Genomic DNA, 20,276 nt, shown 5'->3' on the forward strand with positions numbered 1-20,276 from the left:
ATCGGAGGTTTTCCCCCATGCCCAGGCAGAACCGCGTGACACCCTTCGGTGAGCTCGCCGCCGCCGCCGTGCGCGGCACGCTGATGGGCAATCGCGGCATCCTGCACGACGAGGCCGGACGCGTGGGAACGCGCCGATGGGCCCACACCCACTGGGTCGCGTGCCGCCTCGCCTTCAAGGGACGGCGGCGCCCGCTGATGGTGCCCGGACGCTATACGGAACTCTTCTTTCTCGACGAGGCGACGGCGCTCGCCGCCGGCCACCGCCCCTGCGCCGAGTGCCGGCGCGAGGACTTCCTCCGCTTCCAGGCCGCGTGGGCGCGGGCGCATCCGGGTGAGCCGGCGACCGCGCCCGCGATCGACCGGGCGCTCCATGCCGCGCGGGTGCGGCGGGACCGCTCGCAGGTATGGTTCGAGCGCGCGGCGTCCGCGCTCCCCACCGGCGCGATGGTCGCGCTGGACGGGTCGGCGTGGCTCGTGTCGGACGGTTGCCTGCGGCCGTGGCGCATGGACGGCTACGGCGAGGCGCGCGCCCTGCCGCCGGGGCTCGTGTCGGTCCTGACGCCGCACCCGGCGGTGGCGGCCCTGAGCGCCGGCTATGCCGCCGCGCTCCACCCGACCGCCACAGACGAGCCGGCGTAGCGGGGTCCCGGCCTCAGGCATCCATTTGCGGGTCCGGGCGTTGGTCCCTCCCATGGCGGCGCGCTGCCGCCCCACACAGGAGAGGTTCCATGCAGATTCCCAAGGGCGCGACGGTGGCCGTCGCCGATGGCCAGAAGCTCTCGATGTTCCGCAACACGGGCGGCCCGGACGCGCCCAAGCTCCAGGCGATCGACGTGCCCGCCGTCTCGACCACCAACCGCAGCGGCGGCGCGGGTCATTCGTCGAGCGCGGCGAACCCGCAGGATACGCAGGTCGAGGAGGACGGGTTCGCGGCCGGCATCGCGGAGCTTCTCAACGCGCAGGCGACGAGCGGCAAGCTGGAGGGTCTCGTGGTGGTGGCAGCGCCCCGCACGCTGGGTGAGCTGCGCAAGCACTACCATCCCAAGCTCAAGGAGAAGCTGGTGGGCGAGGTCTCCAAGGACCTGACGGGCCAGACCAGCGAGGATATCGAGCGCGCGCTCCAGGCGGCCTGACGATACGAGGCGCGGCGCTTGCGGGACATTCCAAGCGCCGCGCGTCCTTCTTGCCGGCGTCAGCCCGGCTGGCTGCCGCCGCCGTTCGTCGCCCCGGCGGGCGGCGCTTCCGCCGCCGGCTGCGCGGGGGTGTCGGCGGACGGCGAGCCGGTGGTGCCCGATTGCGCCGTCGCCCCCGTGGGCTGCTGGCCTTCTTCCAGGAAATGCACCTCGGTGCGCTCCTTCTCGACGATGCCCGCCAGGGCTTCCGCGTCCCAGTTGGTGAGGCGCACGCAGCCGTGGCTGTTGGTCTTGTCGATCTTGGAGGGCTCGGGCGTGCCGTGGATGCCGTAGGTCGGCTTGGTGAGCGCGATCCAGACCGAGCCCACCGGACCGTTCGGGCCGGGGGCGATCTCTAGGAGTTCCTTGTTCTTGCCCTGCTGGAAGTTCTTCTTCGGATTGTAGGTGTAGCCGGGGTTGTGCGCGACGCGCTCGACCTTCATGTCGCCGCTCGGCGAGGGCGTGTCCTCGGAGCCGATCGTGGCGGGCGCGGTCATGATGACCGTGCCGTCCTCGCCATAGGCCAGGATTTCGCCGCGCGACTTGTCGACCTCGATCCGCGTCACGAGACCTTCCGGCGCGGGGCCGGGGTCCGCCACGAGGACGCTCGTGCCGGCCTTGGTCCATTTCGCGTCCGGGTTCAGCGCCTCCAGCAGCCCCTCGCCCATGTGGAAGCGCTCGCCCAGCATCTCGCCCACGCCGCGATAGCCGACCCATTTCAGCTTGGCGAGCTCGGCATAGTCGGTGGGAATGCGCTTCACGTAGCGCCCGTCGACGTCCTTCTCGGTGATCTCGTAGGTCTTGACCGCCGGGGCGGAGTCCTGCGTCAGCGCCTGCCACACGTCGTCGTCCACCCGCCCGTCCACCGGCAGGCCGCGCCGCTCCTCGAAGAGCCGGATCGCCTTCACCGTGTTCTCGCCCGACAGGCCGTCGATCACGCCGGGCGAGGCATGGGCGCGGTCGAGAAGCACCTGCAGGCGGATCAGGAAGGGGTCGGGATCGGTCAGCGCTTCGGCCGCGCGACGCGCCTCGTCCTCGGTCGGCAGCGTGTCGGGGTCCTTCTGCGCCTTGGCCGCCTCGTCGGGCTTCTGGGCGCGCTTCTGCTCGGCCTCGGCCAGGCGCTCGCGGAAGGCGCCGGGCTCGGCCTCGTTGATCGCGGCGGCCTCCAGCGGCGCCGCCTGAAGATGCGTGCCCGACAGGAGCAGCAGACTGAAACCCAGCAGTGACGACAACCGATGCACGACCCGAACTCCCGACCTCACGTGACACGATGCCCGACAACGAGGCGCGTGCCGTTCCGGTTGCCGAGCCGCCCTGCCGGTCAGCGAAGCCCGAGGCGACCCCGGATGCGGTGAAGGAAGCGCGGCGGGCGCTCGGGATCGACGAGCTCCGCCTCCCCCAGGGTCTCGTCGGCCACGTCGAGCTCTCGGATCGGCAGGGGAACGAGCTGGCGCCCGTCCCGCGCGCCGCCCTCGCGCACGAGCCGCAGGATCGAGTTGTCGCGCTTCAGGCGGCGCTCGACCTCCTCGCGCGTCATGTCGAGATGCTCGGCGAGAAGGTCGTCGCGGATCCGCTGGATCGCGCCGGCCGTCTCGCTGCTCCCGTCCGCCTCCACCGACAGGTCGCATTCCGTGTCGAAGCCCATGGAGCGGTTGTTGAGGTTGGAGGAGCCGATCTTCAGGAACTGGTCGTCGACGATCATGATCTTGGCGTGGACGTAGATCGGCTCGCCCTCGCGCGTGACGGGGTAGAAGATGCCGAAGCGGTCGTGCCGGTCGGCCCGGCGCACGAGGCGCAGGAGCCGGGCGCGCGCCGCGCCCATGGTCTTCTCCTCCAGCCAGCCGTCCTGGCTTTCCGGGTTCACCACCACGATCTCGGGGCCGTCCGGCTCTTCCAGGCGCCGGGCCATGGCCTCGGCGATGCGGCGCGAGGCGAAGTACTGGCTCTCGATGTACAGATGGCGCCGCGCGCTCGCGATCGCGGCCAGGGTCATCGCCTCGATCTCGGAAACCTGCGGGTAGAGGTCGAAGGCGCCCATCGTGCGCGAGATGCCGATCTCGACGTCGCGAAGCTCCGGCTCGAGCCCGTCCGGCCAGAGGTCCACCTCGTGCGCGGGGGGAACGCCCACCTCCTCGTCGGTCGCCCGACTCCACCGGGCGCGCCCGAGGTCGCCGAGAAGCCGCGCCGCCTCGCCGGTCACGCAGGTCGTGGCATCGTGCCAGGGATCGAGCAGGTGCCCGCGCGGGGAATGGCGATCGGGGTCCGCGTCGCGGTGCTCGCGGGTGTCCCAGCGCCCCTTGGTGATGTCGATGCCGCCGCAGAAGGCGATCTTGTCGTCGATGATGATGATCTTCTGGTGGTGGCTGGCGGCGAGCGGGTGGGCCGCGTCGAGCTTCAGCGTGACGCCGTTGCCCCAGAGCCATTGCAGGACGAAGAACGGCGTCTCGCCGCGCTTCAGCGTCTCCAGGATGCCGAGGTTCCACTTCAGGATGCGCACGTCGAGCGCGGGGTTCCGCTCGGCCACCATCCAGTTCAGGAAGGCGCCGAGCTCGTTCGGTCCCTCCAGCGTCTTGCCGCCCGGCTCGAACTCGACGCGCGTGTCGAAGTCCCAGCCGATCATCAGCACCTGGAAGCGCGCCTTGAGGATCGCCTGCTTCACGAAGCGGTAGTAGTCCGCCCCGTCCACGATCACGGCGAAGCGATCCGCCTTCCCCGTGTCCCAGACCGTCTTGCCCTTCTCGCGCAGGCGAGACTTCATCGATGCGTCTCCAGTTGGAAGCTGCTTGGGGTCCCCTCGCCGGCGATCGGGTCGACGTCCGGCTCCGCGCCCGCCACCGGGAGCGTGGGCGGAGGGGACGCCGGATCGGCCTCCAGCTCGGCATGGCGCTCCGACAGGAAGTCGCCGAGCGGGGCGAGATGGGGGATATGCTCGCAGAAGGTGCGGATGGCGACCAGGAGCGGCACGGCGACGATCATGCCGATCGCCGACCAGAGCCAGGCCCAGAAGGACACGGCGAGAAACACCACCACCGTGTTGAGCTTGAGCGAGCGGCCGACGAAGTAGGGCGTGACGATCTGCCCCTCGACCGAGGTGATCGCGAAGTAGGTGGCGGGCACGAGGATCGCGAAGGCCACGCCATCGAAGGCCACCAGCGCGACGACGCCCGAGATCACGATGCCGCCGAGCGCGCCGAGATAGGGAATGAAGTTGAACAGGAAGGCGATCACCGCGAAGACCAGCGGCGTCGGCATGCCGTAGAGCCACATGGCGGTGCCGATCGCCACCCCCAGGCCCGCGTTGATCACCGTGATGGTGAGGAGGTAGCGCGACAGCTTGCGCTCGATGTCGTGCGCGATGCGCATGGCGGTGCGCTTGTCGCGGAAGCTCGGCAGGACGTGGACGAGCTTCTCGTAGAACATGTCGCCGGACGCGAGCAGGAAGAGAAGCAGGATCAGGGTGAAGGCGAACTGCGTGAGCGCCGCGGGCGCGAGCAGCAGGATCGAGGTCGCCATGCCCGAGTTGCGGATCTCGACCGCCTGCACGTCGGGCTCGGTCGCATGCACCAGCCCGTTGAGCTGCTCGTTGGCCTTGAACAGGCCGTCGAACGTGCCCGACAGCGACGACAGCTTCTCCTCGACCTGCCGGCCGATGCGCGGCGCGTCCGCCACCCAGCTCGACACCGGCAGGGCGAGCGCGGTCACGATGGCGACGAGGCCCACCAGGAGCAGGAGCACGATCGCGAGCGAGGTGACGACGGTGGGCACGCCGCGCCGGTCGAAGAAGCGCCGCACTGGCCCGAACACCATGGCCAGCAGGAAGGCGAGCACGATCGGGACCAGGAATTCCTTGGCATAGCCGAGCGCGGCCACGGCCAACATCAGGAAGAGGCCGACCACCGCCCAGCGCGGCGCGGGCGACGCGCCGCCTTCCGTCGGCGCCTCGGGTTCCGGTACAAGCGACATCAACCGTCTCCCTGCCTGCCTGCGCGGCGCGTCCGCGCCGAGCCGGGCGAGACGCGCACGGGAACATGCGAGCGATCCGGTCGGAATGTCGCAGTCTCCGTGCGCAGGAATGCGTGGAACGCCGTTCGGTTCGGTCGCGGGACCCAAACTCTCGCGCAGGCGCAATGGCGTTTCATATGCCACGCGATCTTTTTGCATGGATCGGCGGAACGAGCGGCACGATCCGCAGTTGCAGCCGCATCACAGCGCGTTCAAGGTTTCGTGTTCCATGGAAAAGACCGCTCTCCTGATCGGCTTCGTCGTGATGTCGCTCGGATCGCTCGCCCTCTACGCCCACGGGCCGAAGTCGAACGCGGTGCGCCACCACACGCAGATCCACTCGCTCGTGCCCTTCATCGCGGCAACGAGCTACCTCGCCATGTATCTCGGCACGATGGTGCTCACGCGTGAGGACGGGGTGGCGCTCTACCTGCCGCGCTACGCCGACTGGCTGTTGACGACGCCGCTGCTGCTCGCCGGGCTCGTGGCGCTCGCCCTTCACGAGCATCCGCGCCAGGGCGGATACCTCGTCGCCATCATCGGCCTCGACGCGCTGATGATCGTGACGGGCCTCCTGTCGGCGATCAGCCTCGACGGCACCGTGCGCCTCGTGTGGTTCCTGTGGTCCTGCGCGGCCTTTGCCGGCGTCTACTTCCTGCTCTGGGGCCCGCTGCGCCAGCGCTCGGCCAGCTACGGCGGCGCGCTGGACGAGGCCTACCGCCGGAACACGACGCAGCTCTCCGTGGTCTGGCTCGCCTATCCCGTCGTCTTCGCGCTCGGCCCCGAGGGTTTCGGCACGATCTCATCGGCCGCCAGCGTGTGGGCCTTTCTGGTGCTCGATGTGGTCGCCAAGGTCGTCTACGGCTACGTCGCGGGCGAGCGCCTGAAGGCGGCCGAGCCCGAGCTCCAGCGCCGCGAGGAGCGCCGCCTCGCCTGACGGGCGGGGCGCGCGAGCCGGCGATGACGCTCGTCCTCTCCCCCGATGCGGCGCGCCCGGACGGACGTCTGGCGGTGGCGGCGGGGCTCGCCCTTATCGGCCTTGCGGCGGATCGCTTCGGCGGTGCCGCGCCCTTCCTCTTCGCCGCCGTCCTGATCCTCGGCCTCGGACTGCCGCACGGGGCGAGCGACCATCTGGCGGCGACCGGCGGTCGGGGAGCGCGCGCGGCGCCGGGACGCCTGGGCCTGTTTCTTGCCCTCTACCTTGCGGCAGCCGCGCTGACGCTTCTTCTCTGGCAACGCGCGCCCGGCGCGGCGCTGGCGGCCTTTCTCGTGCTGTCGGCCGTTCATTTCGGGCTCGACGACGTGTCCGAGGTGCCCTGGCACCGCCATCTGCCGGAACGGATCGCGCGGGGCCTGATGCCCGTCACCCTGCCCGCCCTTCTGCACAAGGAGGCGCTGGCGCACCTCTTCGCCGCGCTGTCGACGGACGGGGACGGCGCGGCGCTGGCCCGGATCGCGGCCACGCTTGCGCCCTTCGTGCTCGCGCTGGCGATGCTCGTCGCGCTCACGCGTCTCCTGCGCGCCGAGCGCGAGGCGGCGGCCGAGATAGCGTTCGGCGCCGTGGCGCTCGTGTTCCTGTCGCCGCTCGTCGGCTTCGCGCTCGTCTTCGCGCTGATCCACAGCCGGGGCCAGACGCGCGAGCGCATCGCCCTCCTTCGCCTGCCCGGCCTTTCGGCGTACCTTCGCGCCTGCGCGCCGACGCTTCTGGGCGCGGCCTTCCTGTTCGGGATGCTCGCCCTCCTGTTCGCCGGGGGACGCGCCCCGGCGCTCGGCCCCTTGTTCGTGGGCCTGGCGGCGCTCACCGTGCCGCACATGCTGGTGACGCCGCTGTTTGAACGCGCTGCGGGACGGTCGGCGCGCTGCGTGACGGTCAGGCGGCCGCCGCCGCCCCGCCGCGCTTCAGGATCTGGCCGATATGGTGGGCCTCCGGCTCGCGGTAGAGCGGGTAGAGACGGCCCACCGTGCGGTCGACCTCCGCGGTGTCGAGAAGCGGCTGGCGCCCGCCGAGCCGGGCCAGCGCCTCCGGCGTCAGGCGCACGGGACGCAGGGTCTCGCTCGGTTCGTCGAAGCGGATCAGCGGGCTGCCGCGCTCGATCAGGCGGCGCGCGTTGCGCTCGCCGATCCGGTAGTAGCTGACCGTCTCGACCTCGAGCCCCGGCACGATCACCTTGGCGACGCCGACCGAACCGTCACGGGGCGAGCCGTCCACCACGAGAACGTCGAAGCCGGCTGCCGTCAGGCGCTCCACCGCGATGCGCCCGCGCTCGCGCGTGTCCGTGACGGCGGCCTGCGGCAGGTCGGCGAAGCGATGCGTCGAGCGCACGGCGTAGACGTCGGCCAGCTCGCGCCTGAGGTCGTCGGCGTCCATCGTGGTCCAGCTGAGCATGGCGTCGCGCGCCCGGTTCTCGCCGCCGTCGAGGCTGACCTGCGCGGCCCGGAGGAAGTCGTCGATATAGCCGGCGGGCGCGACGCTCGATGCCTCCTCCTCGGGCCCGAAGGCGTAGGTCTTGCGCACGCGCGCCGAGCAGAATTCCATCAGAGCCTTGCGCAGCGCCGCATTGCGGTCGGGGTCGCAGGCCTCGCCGCAGGCCGACAGCATGACCGGCACGCGCGGCCCCGCGCCCTCGCGGTCATGGCCGACGACGTAGAGGTTGGCGAAGCCGAACTCATCGGAGGCAAATTTCGGGATCGCCTCGATGCCCTCTTGGTCGAGGCGGTCCATCAGCTCGCGGACGTCGGGCTCGAGGTCGGCCGGGTCGATGGCGAGAGCGATGCCGCGATCCATCGCGCGGAAGCCGAGGCCGTTGCCGTCGCGCTGGAGGAGCTCGAAGATACCGTGGCCGACCGCCCATTCGAGGTCGGGCCCCGCGCCGAGGCCGTTGGTGATCAGCGGCGTGAAGGGCTGGTAGCCCGGCGGAAGCTCGAAGAAGTCGGTGGCCGCGATGTCGAGCGGCACGAGGACGCTCTCGCCCGTTGTCCAGCGCCGGGCCGCCGTCCAGGCGAGGCGCGTGTCGCGGTCCACCGGCGAGCCCGCCGGCAGGCACAGCGTCAGCGGGTCGGCGACGCCGGAGGCGCCCCGCTCGGTGCTGAGCTCGTGGTAGCTGCCCCAGACCACCGGCTCGCCCATCAGGCGCAGCGTCGGCAGGAGCATCTCGGCGACCTCCGCGAAGGCGCCGATGATCGCCTGGTCGCGCGTGGCGCCGTAGCCGTAGCCGGACGGCATGTTGCCGGGCATGGCGGCGGCGTCGTCCAGGAAAAGCGCCGCCTTCCAGGCGTGGACGCCGGTGCGGTCGAGCCCCTCCAGCGCGAAGGTGACGACGCGGCCGGGCGGAAAGGCCTCGCGGTAGCGGCGCGCCGCCTCCGGCAGGTCGTCGGGCAGGATGTCGTCGGGGCGCATGGGTGGGTCTTTCGTCTGTCAGGTGCCCGCCTGGGGCGGATGGGGCGCTTCCGGCGCGGGGCGGTGGGTGGCCGCGCTCTGGAGGTAGTGGCGCTGCGTCAGGAGGAAGAGCACCACCACGGGCAGGATGGTGACCACGATCGCGGCCTGCTGGAGCGACAGGTTGCGCTGGTCCTCGAAGGCGCTGCGCAGGAGGTAGACGCCGATCGGCGCGGTCTGCAGCTCGGGCGCTGAGCGCGTCACGGTGAGCGTCCAGATCACCTCGTTCCAGTGGTAGATGAAGACGAAGACGCCGAGGATGGTGAGCGCGGGGCGCACGATCGGCACCACGATGCGCCAGAAGATCGCCCACTCCCCCGCCCCGTCCATGCGCCCGGCCTCGATGATGTCGGTGGGAACGCCGACGATGAACTGGCGCATCATGAAGATGCCGTACCAGCTCAGGACGAAGGGCAGGACCAGCGCGGGATAGGTGTTCAGGAGGCCCGTGCCGCCCGAGCCCGTCCAGTCGTTTCCGCCGAGGAGCGGCACGTAGCGCAGCATGAAGAAGGTCGGGATGATCAGGAGAAAGAAGGGAAAGAGCTGCGCGCCGAGCACGAAGCGCAGGATCCAGTCCCGCCCCCGGAACTCGAACTTCGCCAGCGCATAGGCCGCCATGGTGGAGGTGAGGAGCTGGCAGGCGGTGATGGCCAGCGTCACCACCACGCTGTTGAAGAGCCACAGCGCGAGCGGCAGCGTCTCGAAGACGAGGCGGAAGTTCCCCCATTGCGGATCGGCGGGAAAGTAGACCGGCGGGCGCGCCAAGCGCTCGGCGGGCGAGCGCAGCGCGCCGAGCAGCATGTCGCCGAAGGGCACGAGCATGACGACGGCGCCGAGCGCGAGAAGAACGACCGGCACGAGGCGTCCGCGCCGCACGCGCAGGAGTTTGCGCCAGCGCAGGCGGCGCGCCCGCGCGGGCGCCGTTCCCTCCCCGGCCGGCCCTTCCGCCAGGCGCGGCGTGACGGGCGCGACGCTCACGCCCAGCCCTCGACGCCGCCGCGCCGCATGACGCGCAGCTGGATCGCGGAAAGCAGCATCACCACGAAGAGGAGGATGTAGGCGGCGGCGGACGCCATCCCGAGCTTCAGCTCCGAGAAGGCGAGCTCGTACATGCGCAGCGCCGCCGTGCGCGTCGAGTTCACCGGCCCGCCCTCGGTCAGGATCAGCATGAGCGCGAAGTAGCCGACGCCCCGGATGAGGTTCGACAGCGTGACGAAGAGCATGGTGGGGGCGAGAAGCGGCAGCGTCACGTGCCGGAAGGTGCGCCAGCCGGACGCCCCGTCCATGCGCGCGGCCTCTTCGATGCTGCTATCCAGGCCGTTCAGCCCGGCCAGGAACAGCATCATGTCCTGCCCGACCTGGAACCACAGGAACACGAGGACCAGCGAGAGCATCGCCCAGTCGGGGTCGAGCAGCCACGAGGGACCGGCGACGCCCAGGAAGGCGAGGAAGCGGTTCACGAGGCCATAGGGGTCGTCGAGGATCTGCTTCCAGACGTAGGAGACCGCGACGACGTTAGTAATCATCGGCAGCCAGTAGATCGCCTGCCAGACGCTGGCGATGCGCGAGCGCCGGATGGCGAGCGCCAAGGCCAGCGCCAGCGGCACGCCGAGAAGGATCGTGAGGCCTACGAAGCGCGCCGTGTTCCAGAGCGCGGTGTGGAACACGGGATCGACGGCGAGGAGGTAGCGGTAGTTCTGCCAGCCCACCAGCCGGAAGGCGCCGAGCGAGTTCCAGCTCGCAAAGCTCAACACCAGCGAGAAGAGGAGCGGGCCGACGAAGAACAGGAGCCCGAACACGAAGACGGGCGCCAGGAAGACGTAGGGCGCGGTGCGCCGCGTGAGCGTCACCGCCCCCTAGCCTCTCACGGCTCCGCCAGGATGGCCGAGATGCGCGCGTCGGCGGCGCTCATCGCGTCCGCGCCGGTCTTGCGGCCGAGCCAGGCCTCCTCGATCTCGGTGCGCAGCACCTGGTCGATCGCCGTGGTCTGGCGCAGGTTCGTGGTGGTTACGGCCCGGCCCGAGGCGAGCGCGTCGACATAGGGCTTGGTGAAGGGGTCGCTGTATTCGGCCGTGCTCGCCGCGATGTCGCCCTTGTTGGCCGAGAGCGAGCCGAGGCGCACCAGCATGTCGCCGACGCAGGAGCGCTTGCCCTCGCCGCGCGGCTCGTTCAGCCAGCGCAGGAGCTTCCAGGCCGCCTCGCCGTTCGGGCTCTCGGCCGCGACCGACTGGTAGAAGGCGTACTGGTACGTCTTCCAGTCCGCGCCGCCGGGAATCGGCGCGACGCCGACCGTGTCGGCGAAGGCGTCGCCCAGACCGTCGCGCAGGTCCTTCTTCAGCCAGTTGGCGCCGATGAACATGCCGACCTGGCCGGAGGCGAAGTCCTGCCACTTGTTGGCGGGCGAGGTCGACTTGTCGGCGAAGAGCTTGGCCTCGCCGTCGACGATGGCGACCGCGCGCGGATCGGTGAGGTTGGTCGTGGTGGCGTCGGGATCGACGAGCTGGAGACCTTGCGAGAACATCAGCGCGCGCAGGGGATGGGTCGCGTTGGCGACCGTCGGCCCGAAGGCGTAGCCGGCCGTGGTCACGCGGCCGAGCTCGTCCTGCTTGGCGATCTTGGCGGCGGCCTCGAGGACGCCGTTCCAGTCGGTCGGCGGGGTCGTGATCCCGGCTTGGCTGAACAGCTTCTTGTTGTAGACCAGCATGTAGAGCGAGACCTCGGCCGGAATGCCCCAGATCTTGCCGTCGACGCGCGAGGCCTCGACCGTGGTCGGCTCGAAGCGCTCCTTCAACATGTCGAGGACGTCGGCCGGCGGCTCGGCCAGGACGTTGTTGGCGACCAGCTCGCCGCCGAGGTTGGAATAGACGTTCAGGATGTCGGGCAGCGTGCCGGCGAGGCGCGAGGTCTGGAGCGCCGGCAGGAAGTCGGCGAGCGCCACCTGCTGGTACTGGACGGTGGTGCCCGGGTTCTGCTTCTCGTAGTCGCGGAAGCAGGCCGTCAGCGGCACCATCTCCTCGTCGGTATAGTGGGCGGCGTATCGCAGCGTGACGCTCTGCGCCGAGACCGGAAGCGCGGCTCCCGCACTCAGGAGCGAGGCCATGGCCAGCGTTGCGATCCTCTGCTTCATGCCCGTTCCCCCATACGCGGCGCGGTGTCCTCCAGGCGAATCCTCGTGGACCCGCCCCGGCGCCCGGCCTCTCGTATGGAGGGTAGTTAGCGCGCGGGGAAATGCGACAAAGGGGCCCGCAGGCCCCCTTGTCCCCAACGAAGGGTTGCTGGAGGCTACTCGGCGGCCTCGACCGCCGCGTGCGAGCGGGTCACGCGCACCGGCACGGATTTCGCCGCCGGCACATGCGCGTCCACCGCGTGGTGCCAGAGCGGGATCAGCTTGTTGAGCTCGGGATAGTAGCCTCCGACATTGCCCTTGGGCAGCTTGAAGGAGTGGACGCGCAGGGCCTCCACGCGCCGCTCCACCCCGTCGTCGGCATGGGTCTCGACGTCCACGAAGTCCTGGTCGCGCAGGCCCAGGCGCTCCATGTCGTCCCGGTTCATCAGGAGCACCATGCGCGAGCCCGAGATGCCGCGCAGGCGGTCGTCGTAGCCGTAGACGGTGGTGTTGAACTGGTCGTTGGAGCGCAGCGTCATCAGCTTGAAGACCTGCGCACCCTCCGCCTCGATGTCGGGATCGACGTCGAACCCGTCGGGCGGGGTGATGAAGTTGGCCTTGCCGGTGTCGGTCTTCCACTCGCGCTTGCAGGCCGGCAGGTCGCGGTGGAAGCCGCCGGGCTGAAGGAAGCGCTGGTTGAAGTCCTTGAAGTACTGGGGATAGGCGCGCTCGATCTCGTCGCGCACCAGGGCGTAGTTGCCGACCCACTCGTCCCAGGGAATCGTGGAGCGTCCCGGCACGGTCGCCTTGGCGAGCTCGGCCACGATCTTGGGCTCCGACAGGAGTTCGGGCGAGGCCGGCGGGCGGTAGCCCTTCGAGCCGTGGATGCAGGCGGTGGAATCCTCCATCGACACGAGCTGGTCGCCGGTCGCCTGGGTGTCGCGCTCGATGCGCCCGAGGCAGGGCAGGAGGAAGGTCACCTTGCCCGGCAGAAGGTGGTTGCGGTTGAGCTTGGTGGCGATCTGGACGTGGAGGTCGAGGTTGCGCCAGGCCGCCTCGACCTTCTCGGTCTCGGGAACGGCGCGCGAGAAGTTGCCGCCCAGGCCGAGGAACGCCTTCACCGAACCGTCGAGAATGCCCTCGCAGGCCTCGATGGTGGCGAGGCCCTTCTCGCGCGGCGGCTCGAAGTTGTAGAATTCCTTGAACGTGTCGAGCGGGGCGAGCTCGGGCTTCTCGGTGATGCCGACCGTGCGCTGCCCCTGCACGTTGGAATGGCCGCGGATCGGCGAGACGCCCGCGCCCGGCTTGCCGATATTGCCGCGCATGAGAAGAAGGTTCACCACCATCTGCACGTTGGCGACGCCGTGCCGGTGCTGGGTCAGCCCCATGCCGTAGTGGATCATCACCGCCTTGGAGCGCGCATAGGTGCGGCCGACCTCTTCCAGATCGGCGCGCGACAGGCCTGACACGCGCTCGATCTCCTCCCACGTCGCATCGCGCACGAAGTGCTCGAATTCCTCGAAGCCGTGGCAGTGCTCGTCGATGAAGGCGACGTCGAGGACGCGCTCGGTGCCGGCCGCCTTCGCCTGGTCGTCGAGCTCGAGGACGGTCTTGGCGATGCCGGTCATGGCGGCGATGTCGCCGCCGCAGCGCACCTGGAAATACTCGGTCGACATCTTGGTGCCGGGGCCGGGCGACAGCATCTCGGTGGGGGCCTGCGGGCTCTTGAAGCGCATCAGGCCGCGCTCCTCGACGGGATTGAACGTGTAGACCGGCACGCCGCGCTTCCGCGCCTCCTGCAGCGGGTGCAGGAGGCGCGGGGCGTTGGTGCCCGTGTTGTGCCCGAAGAACATCATCATGTCGGTGTGCTCGAAGTCCTCGAGCTGGATCGTGCCGACCGGCGTGCCGATGGAGCGCGGCAGGCCGACCGAGGTCGACTCGTGGCACATGTTCGAGGAGTCGGGCAGGTTCTGCGAGCCGTAGACCCGCGCGAACAGCTGCCACATGTAGCTGGTCTCGAGCGAGGCCCGGCCGCTTGCGTAGAAGATCACGGATTTCGGGTCGAGCTTGTTGAGCTCCTCGCCGATCTCGCGGAACGCCGCCTCCCACGAGACGGGGATGTACTGGTCGAGCGAGGGGTCGTAGCGCATGGGCGTCGTCAGGCGCCCCTGCTTTTCGAGCTCGTAGTCGGTCCATTCCAGAAGCTCGGCGAGCTTGTGCCGGCTGAAGAAGTCGCGGTCGGTGCGGTTCTTCGTCTGCTCCCAGATCGTCGCCTTGGCGCCGTTCTCGCAGAACTCGAACGGATGGGCGTTGGCGGGCTTGGCCCAGGAACAGGAGACGCACATGAAGCCGTCCGCCTTGTTCTGGCGGTACAGCGTCTCCCAGATCGTGGAGGCGACCATGCCCTCGGCGGCGCTCTTGTCGACCAGCGACTTCACCGAACCCCAGCCGCCGGTCGGGTGGTCGTAGGGCTCGACGGTGACTTCGGACTGGATCTCGCTGCGCCGCATGGCCTGGCTCCTCGTGTCTGCCCTGAAGGGCCGGATGGCTCACCGAAGATGGAAGCCTTCCAGCAACGAGGAAGAGGCCGCTCCGTTTCGTCGCGCGACAAGCAAACGTCGCGCGCGCCCGCAAAAAGTCCCGTCGCGGCTCACGGCAGGACGCGCATCCGCGCGCCCGGGCGCAGGAAGGGCGCAAGGCGCAGGAGGTCGCGCGGATGGAGCGCGACGCAGCCCTCGGTCGGCGCCAACCCTTCGCGCGCGACGTGGAGGAAGATCGCGCTACCCCGGAAGCGCCGGCGGCTCGCCACGTTCCAGTCCAGCACGACCACGAGGTCGTAGAGCCGGTCGGGGCGGCGCATCGTCTCGGCGCTGGCGGGAAAGGGCAGCGCGACGGGGCGGTTGTAGCTGGCGTGGCGCGGCGCGTCGCACCAGCCGTCGCGCCCGCGCGTGGACCGCGTCGGCAGAAGGATGGGCGGGCGCGGGCCGGCAAGGCGCGGCGGCCGGTAGGCCGACAGAAGCGGCATGGAGGCGATCGGCGTCGCCCCGTCGCCCTCGCGCTTGCGCGATGAAAGTCCGGAGCGGCCGAGCGCGCAGCGAAGGCGCAAGGGGCCCGCCTGGAGGATGCCGCGCGAGCGGTTCCCGGGCGCCGCGCGCACGAAGATGCGATCGCTTTTCGGACGGTTCCGGCCCCTGCCCTCTGGAAAAACGCGCATCGTGCTCACAAATTGTTACAGGATCGGCGGGCGCAACCGGTGCCCGCCCCTCTCAAGGCCCGTATTAGGACCTCTTTATCGAATGAGCGCCCGAAGCATTCTGATTGTCGACGACGACGACGAGCTGCGCAACACGCTGGTGGAGCAGCTCTCGCTCCACGAGGAGTTCGCCGTCTCGCAGGAACCCAACGCCACCAAGGGCATCCAGGCGGCACGCACCGGCATCGTCGACCTCGTCATCATGGACGTCGGCCTGCCCGACATGGACGGGCGCGAGGCGGTGAAGGTCCTGCGCAAGTCCAACTTCAAGGCGCCGATCATCATCCTGACGGCGCAGGACGCCGACGCGGACACGATCCTCGGCCTCGAGGCGGGTGCCAACGACTACGTCACCAAGCCCTTCCGCTTCGCCGTGCTTCTCGCGCGCATTCGCGCCCAGCTGCGCCAGCACGAGCAGTCGGAGGACGCGACCTTCCAGGTCGGCCCCTACACGTTCAAGCCGAGCCAGAAGGTGCTGGTCGACGAGAAGGGCGGAAAGATCCGCCTCACCGAGAAGGAGACGGCGATCATCCGCTATCTCTACCGGGCCGACCGGCGCGTGGTGACGCGCGACATCCTTCTCGAGGAGGTCTGGGGCTACAATTCGGGCGTGACCACACACACGCTCGAGACGCACGTCTACCGGCTGCGCCAGAAGATCGAGCCGGAGCCCTCCAACGCGCGGCTGATCGTGACGGAGTCGGGCGGCTACAAGCTGATGCCCTGACCGCCGGGCCCGAAGGTGTGGCGCGCCGGAAACGCGCGCCGCTCCTTTTTCCATGCCCGGGCAAGCGGATCGTTCGATAAGCCTTCCGATCCGACGGTTTTCCTGCGATCACGGGCCGTGAGGACCCGGCGGATCGGGTGACGGGGAGCGAAGTCGGTCCGGCATGAGCCTTGAGGACGATATGGACGTGTTGCGCGAGGTGCCTCTGTTCGGGCAGCTCGACCGCGACCAGCTGCGTCTGCTGGCCTTCGGCGCCGAGCACCGCTTCCTCAAGGCCGGCGAGATCCTGTTCCGGGCCGAGGCGCGGGCGGATGCCGGCTTCGTGGTGGTGAGCGGCGAGGTGGAGCTTCACGAAGGCGATGGCGCCCAGCGCGTCGTGGCGCGCGCGGGACGCGGCAGCCTGCTCGGCGAGATGGCGCTTATGACCGAGACGCGCCGCCCCACCACGGCGGTGACCGTGACGGACTGCGACCTGATCCGCATTCCCCGCCCCCTGTTCCGCCGCATGCTTCTCGAATATCCCGCGATCGCGGTGGCGCTTCACGCGCGCATCCGCGCCGACCTCCTCGCCATGACCGCCGGCATCACCGCGCTCGCCCCCGCCTTCGAGGACGACGAGGACGAGCGGGACTGAGGCGCAGCGCCCCGGTGCGGCATCGCGCAGGTCACTGGGTCCGTGACACCTGCTAGTGCAGGCGACCGGCGGCCGGGCGGTCGTCGGAACAGGCTTCCAGCGACGCCGCCTCCTCTCGAGCCTGCGACCGGGCGACGGCGGCGAAGGCCAGGATGGCGGCGCGGGCGCGCTCCACGTCCAGATCGAACCGGAAGCCGTCGACGGCGAAGCCGAAGCACGCGTCCACGAGCATGAAGCCGCCCTCGTTCTGCCGCGTGCCGACGGCCTGATGGCTGCAGACCAGAAGGAAGCCGTGGTCGCGCGCGAGGCGGCGAACCTCATCGATGGCGCCGCCATCGGCGTTGGTGAGCGGAAGCGGCATGAATGTCGTGATTCCTCCGGGTCCTGCGCGGACGCGCTCCTTGCACGGCGGGACGCAGGGCAGCGCCCCGGCCTTTCCCTAGCTTCGACCTCTTGCTGTCATGCCCTCCGGAAAACACCGGCAGGCAATCGGCTCGTCCATCAATATCTATAAGTATAGATTGCCTTATAAATCCGCTAGATACTCATCTTCGTAATTTTATCGGTCATACTGCTCAAAACCTACTTGCCCGCGACTTCGGTTCGGATACGTAGACGGCAACGGATCACGAGACGCACCTGGCCGTGTCCGTCCCAGCAACCAGGTGCCGTTGGCTGGGCGTCACGCATGGGACGCCCAGCCGACCTCTACATGCCGACGACCTGGCGCTCTTTCCACCGTCTCGCGGTGCATGGGGCGGCCGGACCCGCAAATCAAAGCATTCGCATCAGGTCGTCTGATGCACCGACCCCTGAAAGTCGCGTGCATCGCAAGTAACTCCGCCCACACGACATCCCTGAACCAGCACGGCGCGTCCGCAACGGGAGCGAAAACCATGATGAGAAAGCTCGCCGCCGAGGCGTTCGGCACGTTCTGGCTGGTGTTCGGCGGGTGCGGCAGCGCCGTTCTCGCCGCCGCCTTTCCCGATCTCGGCATCGGCTTCGCCGGCGTCGCGCTGGCCTTCGGCCTCGCCGTCCTCACCATGGCCTACACCGTGGGCGGCATCTCGGGCGGGCACTTCAACCCCGCCGTCTCCCTGGGCCTGGCCGTGTCGGGCCGCTTTCCGCCCCGCGATCTCCTGCCCTACTGGGCCGCGCAGGTCGCGGGCGGCCTTCTGGGCGCGGCGGTCCTCTACGCCATCGCATCGGGCAAGGCCGGGTTCTCGGCGGGCGTCTTCGCCTCCAACGGCTACGGGGCCAACTCGCCGGGCGGCTACGGGCTGGGCGCCGCCTTTCTGATCGAGCTCGTGCTGACGGCCGCCTTCCTCGTCATCATCCTCGGGTCGACCTCGACCGCGGCCTCGGCCAGCTTCGCGCCGATCGCCATCGGCCTCGGCCTGACCCTCATCCATCTCGTCTCGATTCCCGTGACCAACACCTCGGTCAACCCGGCCCGCTCGCTGGCGGCGGCCGTGTTCGCGCAGAACGGGGCGCTCGGCCAGGTCTGGCTCTTCTGGGTCGCGCCGCTTGTCGGCGGCGCCCTCGGCGCCCTGATCTGGCGTCATGTCCTGTCGCCCGGTGAAACCATCCGCAACGTCGGCGCGGACGACACGCGCGCGCCCTGAGGCCGGGCACGAGCGTCTGGCCGGCCGCCACCGCCGGCCCGCTCACCCGGCGGTCGCTTGGGCCAGTCGCTTCTGCAGGAAGTAACGCCGATGACCGACGGGATGGTCCTCGATCGTCCCGAACAGCTCGAAGCCGCGCTTGCGGTAGAAGCCGAGGGCCTGGAACTCGAACGTGTCGAGCCAGAGGCCGACGCAGCCGGCGGCGCGGGCGATGCGCTCGGCCTCGTCCATGAGGCCGGTTCCCAGCCCCTGCGAGCGCCGGTCCGCCGGAACGGCCAGGAGCTCGACGAACAGCCAGTCGTAGGCGAGGTGGCCCCAGAGGCCGCCCACCGTCGCGTCCGCCTCGTCGGTCAGGAGGACGGCGACGGGGCGATGGCCGGACGGGCCCGCCTTCTCCGTATTGTAGGCGACGAGAACGTCGAGGATCGCCCGCTCGTGCGCCTCGCTCGGATGGTCGGGACAGGTGATCGTCAGCGTCATGTCGCACCGCAGGCATGGGAAAGGGCGGAGCGACGATGACGAACCGCGCGCACAAGCGCCAGGGCCCGAGCCACCGCCAGGAGCCCCCCGCCCCGGACCCGCGCCGGCGTCATGGCGTGCGTCCCTGCCCTTGAGGATCTTCGCCGCCTCCGCCCGGCGCCATCCGCGTTTCGGCGTCACGGGGCCAGGACACGAGGCGCTCGCAATGCTCGCGCCCGATCAGGGCCGCCAGATCCGCCCCTTGTCCCAGCCGCCCTTCCAGACAGTCCCGCACGATCAGGCTTCTGGGACAGACGTAATCCTGGCCCTCCTGCCGGCCCTGCAGGACGCCCGACCAGTCCAGCGTCCCGTCGATGAGGTTTCCACCGTCCAGCGGCTCGCCGCGGATGTTGGTGAATCGCCGCCAGTCGAAGACGACGCGGTTCATCCGCTTCAACCGGGCCACGTGCTCTGACATATGGCTCAGGCGAGCGTCGAACGCCGCGAGCTCCGCCGGGGACAGGAGCCTTCGCAGCAGGTCGTGGACCGCTTCCCGATCCATCGACCGGATACGGGTCGCGGTGTTGATGTCGACATAGGCCGGAAGGCCGGTATGCCGGTACTGCCTTTTGTTGTTGCCGGCGATGTGCGCCATCCTGTCCGGATCGTCGACCTTCGGCCCGAACGAGAGATCATGGTCGATCAGCGTCACGAGTGGGCTGCCCGGCGCCCTTTCCCTGGACGTCGAGACCAGGATGTTGCCGCTGTGGACGTCGGGATTGCCCGCCAGGTAGGCCAGCACTTCCAGATCGTTGCAGCGGCGTTGAAACACCGGGTCGTGGACGATGGACGGATCGAGCCGATAGCATCGGGTGACCGGAAGACCGGGGGCGATCGTCATGGCGAGGAAGGGCTCGTCGCCGATGATCACCGCCGCGCATCTGGGAACGACGTCCGTTCCGATGAAGGCGTCCAGAACCGAGGTCGCGATGTTGCGCGAGGCGAGGCGCGGCTCGGCCGGATCGATCCCCACGCCCGCCTGGATCGTCGTCGGACGGCCGTTGAACAATTGCGCGCCGACCCCCTTCAGCGCGACCCACAAGCCCGGCGTTCCGTTCCGGCCCCGCAGAAGACCGGCGCTCACGTCGTTGAAGACGCCCTTTCCCAAGGGCCGGCGCTCGACCACGTCGATACCGCATGCCGCCAGATCGACGACCAGGGCGGCGTCCCGTGACGGCCGGGCATTCCCCCGCACGAGGCCGCAGATATCGAGAACGCCGTGATGGTGCTCCAATGCCGCAACTCTTCTTCTGGTCGACGCCGACGGCGGCCGGACGTCTCGACCCGGAGCCCGGTGCCGGCACCCACGATCAGCGAAGACGCGCCTCCCGGCGCCTGCAACATCGACACACCGGGCCGGCACCGCCGTCGGCGGATGGGGCATGCGCGATGCCGCGCAGGCCGGGAAAGGGCACTCGCTCCTCGGATTTCCGCCAACCGTCCAGGGCCTTGCGGACGAACGGCAGCCTCCGCTCCCGGCCTCGCGTTCGGCTTAGATCCGCAGGTAGCCGTTGGTCATCATCGTCAGGTCGTCGGGGCGACTGGAATGACTGAAGGCGTTTGACCGGGGTCGCTGGAAATCGGCCGCCAGCATGGTGTCCTGGACCTCGCCGGCATCCTTGGCATCGACGTTGTTGTAGTGGACCGTCTCCGTCTCGCCCGCGTCCACGTTGTTGTAATGGACCTCGTCGGTATCCTTGGCGTCTACGTTGTTGTAGTGGGCCGTCTCCGCCTCGCCCGCATCCACGTTGTTGTAGTGGATCTCGTCGGTGTCCTTGGCGTCTACGTTGTTGTAGTGGG

General features: G+C 69.5%; 19 protein-coding genes and 1 pseudogene. 7 read left to right on the forward strand and 13 right to left on the reverse strand.

Annotated features, from left to right (window positions below; translation table 11 throughout):
* The first annotated feature begins 17 nt into the window (after positions 1–17).
* Positions 18–641: a hypothetical protein gene (locus AUL35_RS15085; protein ID WP_062016181.1), complete on the forward strand. Its 624-nt coding sequence runs from the start codon at positions 18–20 to the stop codon at positions 639–641.
* Between the two features lie 89 nt (positions 642–730).
* Complete coding sequence (locus AUL35_RS15090; RefSeq protein ID WP_062016182.1) at positions 731–1,135, forward strand: host attachment protein; 405 nt, start codon at positions 731–733, stop codon at positions 1,133–1,135.
* A 59-nt stretch (positions 1,136–1,194) separates the two neighbouring features.
* On the opposite strand, the gene AUL35_RS15095 is transcribed toward AUL35_RS15090, so the two are convergent.
* The 3 genes from AUL35_RS15095 to AUL35_RS15105 form a co-directional block, all read right to left on the reverse strand.
* On the reverse strand, positions 1,195–2,415 hold the full coding sequence (locus tag AUL35_RS15095) for a L,D-transpeptidase (RefSeq protein WP_244493789.1): 1,221 nt from the start codon (positions 2,413–2,415) through the stop codon (positions 1,195–1,197).
* A gap of 80 nt (positions 2,416–2,495) precedes the next feature.
* A complete protein-coding gene (locus tag AUL35_RS15100; RefSeq protein ID WP_062016184.1) occupies positions 2,496–3,932 on the reverse strand; it encodes a phospholipase D-like domain-containing protein in 1,437 nt (478 codons plus the stop codon).
* Entirely contained in the window at positions 3,929–5,137 is a 1,209-nt protein-coding gene (locus AUL35_RS15105; RefSeq protein ID WP_082666359.1) for an AI-2E family transporter, read from the reverse strand. Before AUL35_RS15105 ends, AUL35_RS15100 begins: the two co-directional genes overlap by 4 nt.
* A 268-nt stretch (positions 5,138–5,405) precedes the next feature.
* Here AUL35_RS15105 and AUL35_RS15110 point away from each other — a divergent pair, with 268 nt between their 5' ends.
* Both AUL35_RS15110 and AUL35_RS23205 read left to right on the forward strand, forming a co-directional pair.
* A complete protein-coding gene (locus AUL35_RS15110; protein ID WP_062016219.1) occupies positions 5,406–6,113 on the forward strand; it encodes a bacteriorhodopsin in 708 nt (235 codons plus the stop codon).
* A gap of 23 nt (positions 6,114–6,136) precedes the next feature.
* Positions 6,137–6,946 (forward strand): annotated as a pseudogene (locus AUL35_RS23205) (beta-carotene 15,15'-dioxygenase, Brp/Blh family); the annotation flags it as partial.
* A 100-nt stretch (positions 6,947–7,046) separates the two neighbouring features.
* Here the strand turns inward: AUL35_RS23205 and AUL35_RS15120 are convergent.
* The 6 genes from AUL35_RS15120 to AUL35_RS15145 all read right to left on the reverse strand — a co-directional run bounded on the left by AUL35_RS15120 (position 7,047) and on the right by AUL35_RS15145 (position 14,875).
* The gene (locus AUL35_RS15120) at positions 7,047–8,573 is read right to left on the reverse strand and encodes a YcaO-like family protein (protein ID WP_062016188.1); all 1,527 of its coding nucleotides are present in this window, start codon (positions 8,571–8,573) and stop codon (positions 7,047–7,049) included.
* Between the two features lie 18 nt (positions 8,574–8,591).
* Complete coding sequence (locus tag AUL35_RS15125; RefSeq protein WP_202814281.1) at positions 8,592–9,590, reverse strand: carbohydrate ABC transporter permease; 999 nt, start codon at positions 9,588–9,590, stop codon at positions 8,592–8,594.
* A complete protein-coding gene (locus tag AUL35_RS15130) occupies positions 9,587–10,462 on the reverse strand; it encodes a carbohydrate ABC transporter permease (RefSeq protein ID WP_062016191.1) in 876 nt (291 codons plus the stop codon). The genes AUL35_RS15125 and AUL35_RS15130 overlap by 4 nt, the downstream gene beginning before the upstream one ends.
* 14 nt (positions 10,463–10,476) lie before the next feature.
* Positions 10,477–11,739: an extracellular solute-binding protein gene (locus tag AUL35_RS15135; protein ID WP_062016193.1), complete on the reverse strand. Its 1,263-nt coding sequence runs from the start codon at positions 11,737–11,739 to the stop codon at positions 10,477–10,479.
* Between the two features lie 155 nt (positions 11,740–11,894).
* Entirely contained in the window at positions 11,895–14,228 is a 2,334-nt protein-coding gene (locus tag AUL35_RS15140; RefSeq protein WP_062016195.1) for an FdhF/YdeP family oxidoreductase, read from the reverse strand.
* A gap of 140 nt (positions 14,229–14,368) precedes the next feature.
* Positions 14,369–14,875, reverse strand: coding sequence for a L,D-transpeptidase (locus tag AUL35_RS15145; protein WP_306304378.1), 507 nt, complete (start codon positions 14,873–14,875; stop codon positions 14,369–14,371).
* A gap of 139 nt (positions 14,876–15,014) precedes the next feature.
* On the opposite strand from AUL35_RS15145, the gene AUL35_RS15150 reads away from it, so the two are divergent.
* Positions 15,015–15,698, forward strand: coding sequence for a response regulator transcription factor (locus AUL35_RS15150; RefSeq protein WP_062016199.1), 684 nt, complete (start codon positions 15,015–15,017; stop codon positions 15,696–15,698).
* Between the two features lie 163 nt (positions 15,699–15,861).
* Complete coding sequence (locus AUL35_RS15155) at positions 15,862–16,332, forward strand: cyclic nucleotide-binding domain-containing protein (RefSeq protein WP_062016201.1); 471 nt, start codon at positions 15,862–15,864, stop codon at positions 16,330–16,332.
* Positions 16,333–16,384: 52 nt separating this feature from the next.
* Here the strand turns inward: AUL35_RS15155 and AUL35_RS15160 are convergent, their stop codons facing one another.
* Positions 16,385–16,693 carry a hypothetical protein gene (locus AUL35_RS15160; protein ID WP_062016203.1) on the reverse strand — a complete coding sequence of 103 codons (309 nt, stop codon included), beginning with the start codon at positions 16,691–16,693 and terminating at the stop codon, positions 16,385–16,387.
* A gap of 535 nt (positions 16,694–17,228) precedes the next feature.
* On the opposite strand from AUL35_RS15160, the gene aqpZ reads away from it, so the two are divergent.
* Positions 17,229–17,957, forward strand: coding sequence for an aquaporin Z (gene aqpZ / locus AUL35_RS15165; RefSeq protein WP_062016205.1), 729 nt, complete (start codon positions 17,229–17,231; stop codon positions 17,955–17,957).
* Between the two features lie 42 nt (positions 17,958–17,999).
* On the opposite strand, the gene AUL35_RS15170 is transcribed toward aqpZ, so the two are convergent.
* From AUL35_RS15170 to AUL35_RS22635, 3 genes are all read right to left on the reverse strand, one after another.
* Entirely contained in the window at positions 18,000–18,437 is a 438-nt protein-coding gene (locus AUL35_RS15170; RefSeq protein ID WP_062016207.1) for an N-acetyltransferase, read from the reverse strand.
* 109 nt (positions 18,438–18,546) lie between these two features.
* A complete protein-coding gene (locus AUL35_RS15175; protein WP_062016209.1) occupies positions 18,547–19,710 on the reverse strand; it encodes a hypothetical protein in 1,164 nt (387 codons plus the stop codon).
* 258 nt (positions 19,711–19,968) lie between these two features.
* Positions 19,969–20,276 (reverse strand): hypothetical protein (locus AUL35_RS22635; RefSeq protein WP_192847105.1); only part of this gene is annotated, 308 nt, incomplete at its 5' end.

Source organism: Aureimonas sp. AU4 (assembly GCF_001463765.1).
GTDB lineage: Bacteria > Pseudomonadota > Alphaproteobacteria > Rhizobiales > Rhizobiaceae > Aureimonas.

Excerpts from the sequence above, each read along its gene's own strand:
- AUL35_RS15085 (WP_062016181.1), top strand. The coding sequence starts at position 18 with ATGCCCAGGCAGAACCGCGTGACACCCTTCGGTGAGCTCGCCGCCGCC.
- AUL35_RS15090 (WP_062016182.1), top strand. The coding sequence starts at position 731 with ATGCAGATTCCCAAGGGCGCGACGGTGGCCGTCGCCGATGGCCAGAAG.
- AUL35_RS15100 (WP_062016184.1), bottom strand. The coding sequence starts at position 3,932 with ATGAAGTCTCGCCTGCGCGAGAAGGGCAAGACGGTCTGGGACACGGGG.
- AUL35_RS15105 (WP_082666359.1), bottom strand. The coding sequence starts at position 5,137 with ATGTCGCTTGTACCGGAACCCGAGGCGCCGACGGAAGGCGGCGCGTCG.
- AUL35_RS15110 (WP_062016219.1), top strand. The coding sequence starts at position 5,406 with ATGGAAAAGACCGCTCTCCTGATCGGCTTCGTCGTGATGTCGCTCGGA.
- AUL35_RS15120 (WP_062016188.1), bottom strand. The coding sequence starts at position 8,573 with ATGCGCCCCGACGACATCCTGCCCGACGACCTGCCGGAGGCGGCGCGC.
- AUL35_RS15135 (WP_062016193.1), bottom strand. The coding sequence starts at position 11,739 with ATGAAGCAGAGGATCGCAACGCTGGCCATGGCCTCGCTCCTGAGTGCG.
- AUL35_RS15140 (WP_062016195.1), bottom strand. The coding sequence starts at position 14,228 with ATGCGGCGCAGCGAGATCCAGTCCGAAGTCACCGTCGAGCCCTACGAC.
- AUL35_RS15150 (WP_062016199.1), top strand. The coding sequence starts at position 15,015 with ATGAGCGCCCGAAGCATTCTGATTGTCGACGACGACGACGAGCTGCGC.
- AUL35_RS15155 (WP_062016201.1), top strand. The coding sequence starts at position 15,862 with ATGAGCCTTGAGGACGATATGGACGTGTTGCGCGAGGTGCCTCTGTTC.
- AUL35_RS15160 (WP_062016203.1), bottom strand. The coding sequence starts at position 16,693 with ATGCCGCTTCCGCTCACCAACGCCGATGGCGGCGCCATCGATGAGGTT.
- aqpZ (WP_062016205.1), top strand. The coding sequence starts at position 17,229 with ATGATGAGAAAGCTCGCCGCCGAGGCGTTCGGCACGTTCTGGCTGGTG.
- AUL35_RS15170 (WP_062016207.1), bottom strand. The coding sequence starts at position 18,437 with ATGACGCTGACGATCACCTGTCCCGACCATCCGAGCGAGGCGCACGAG.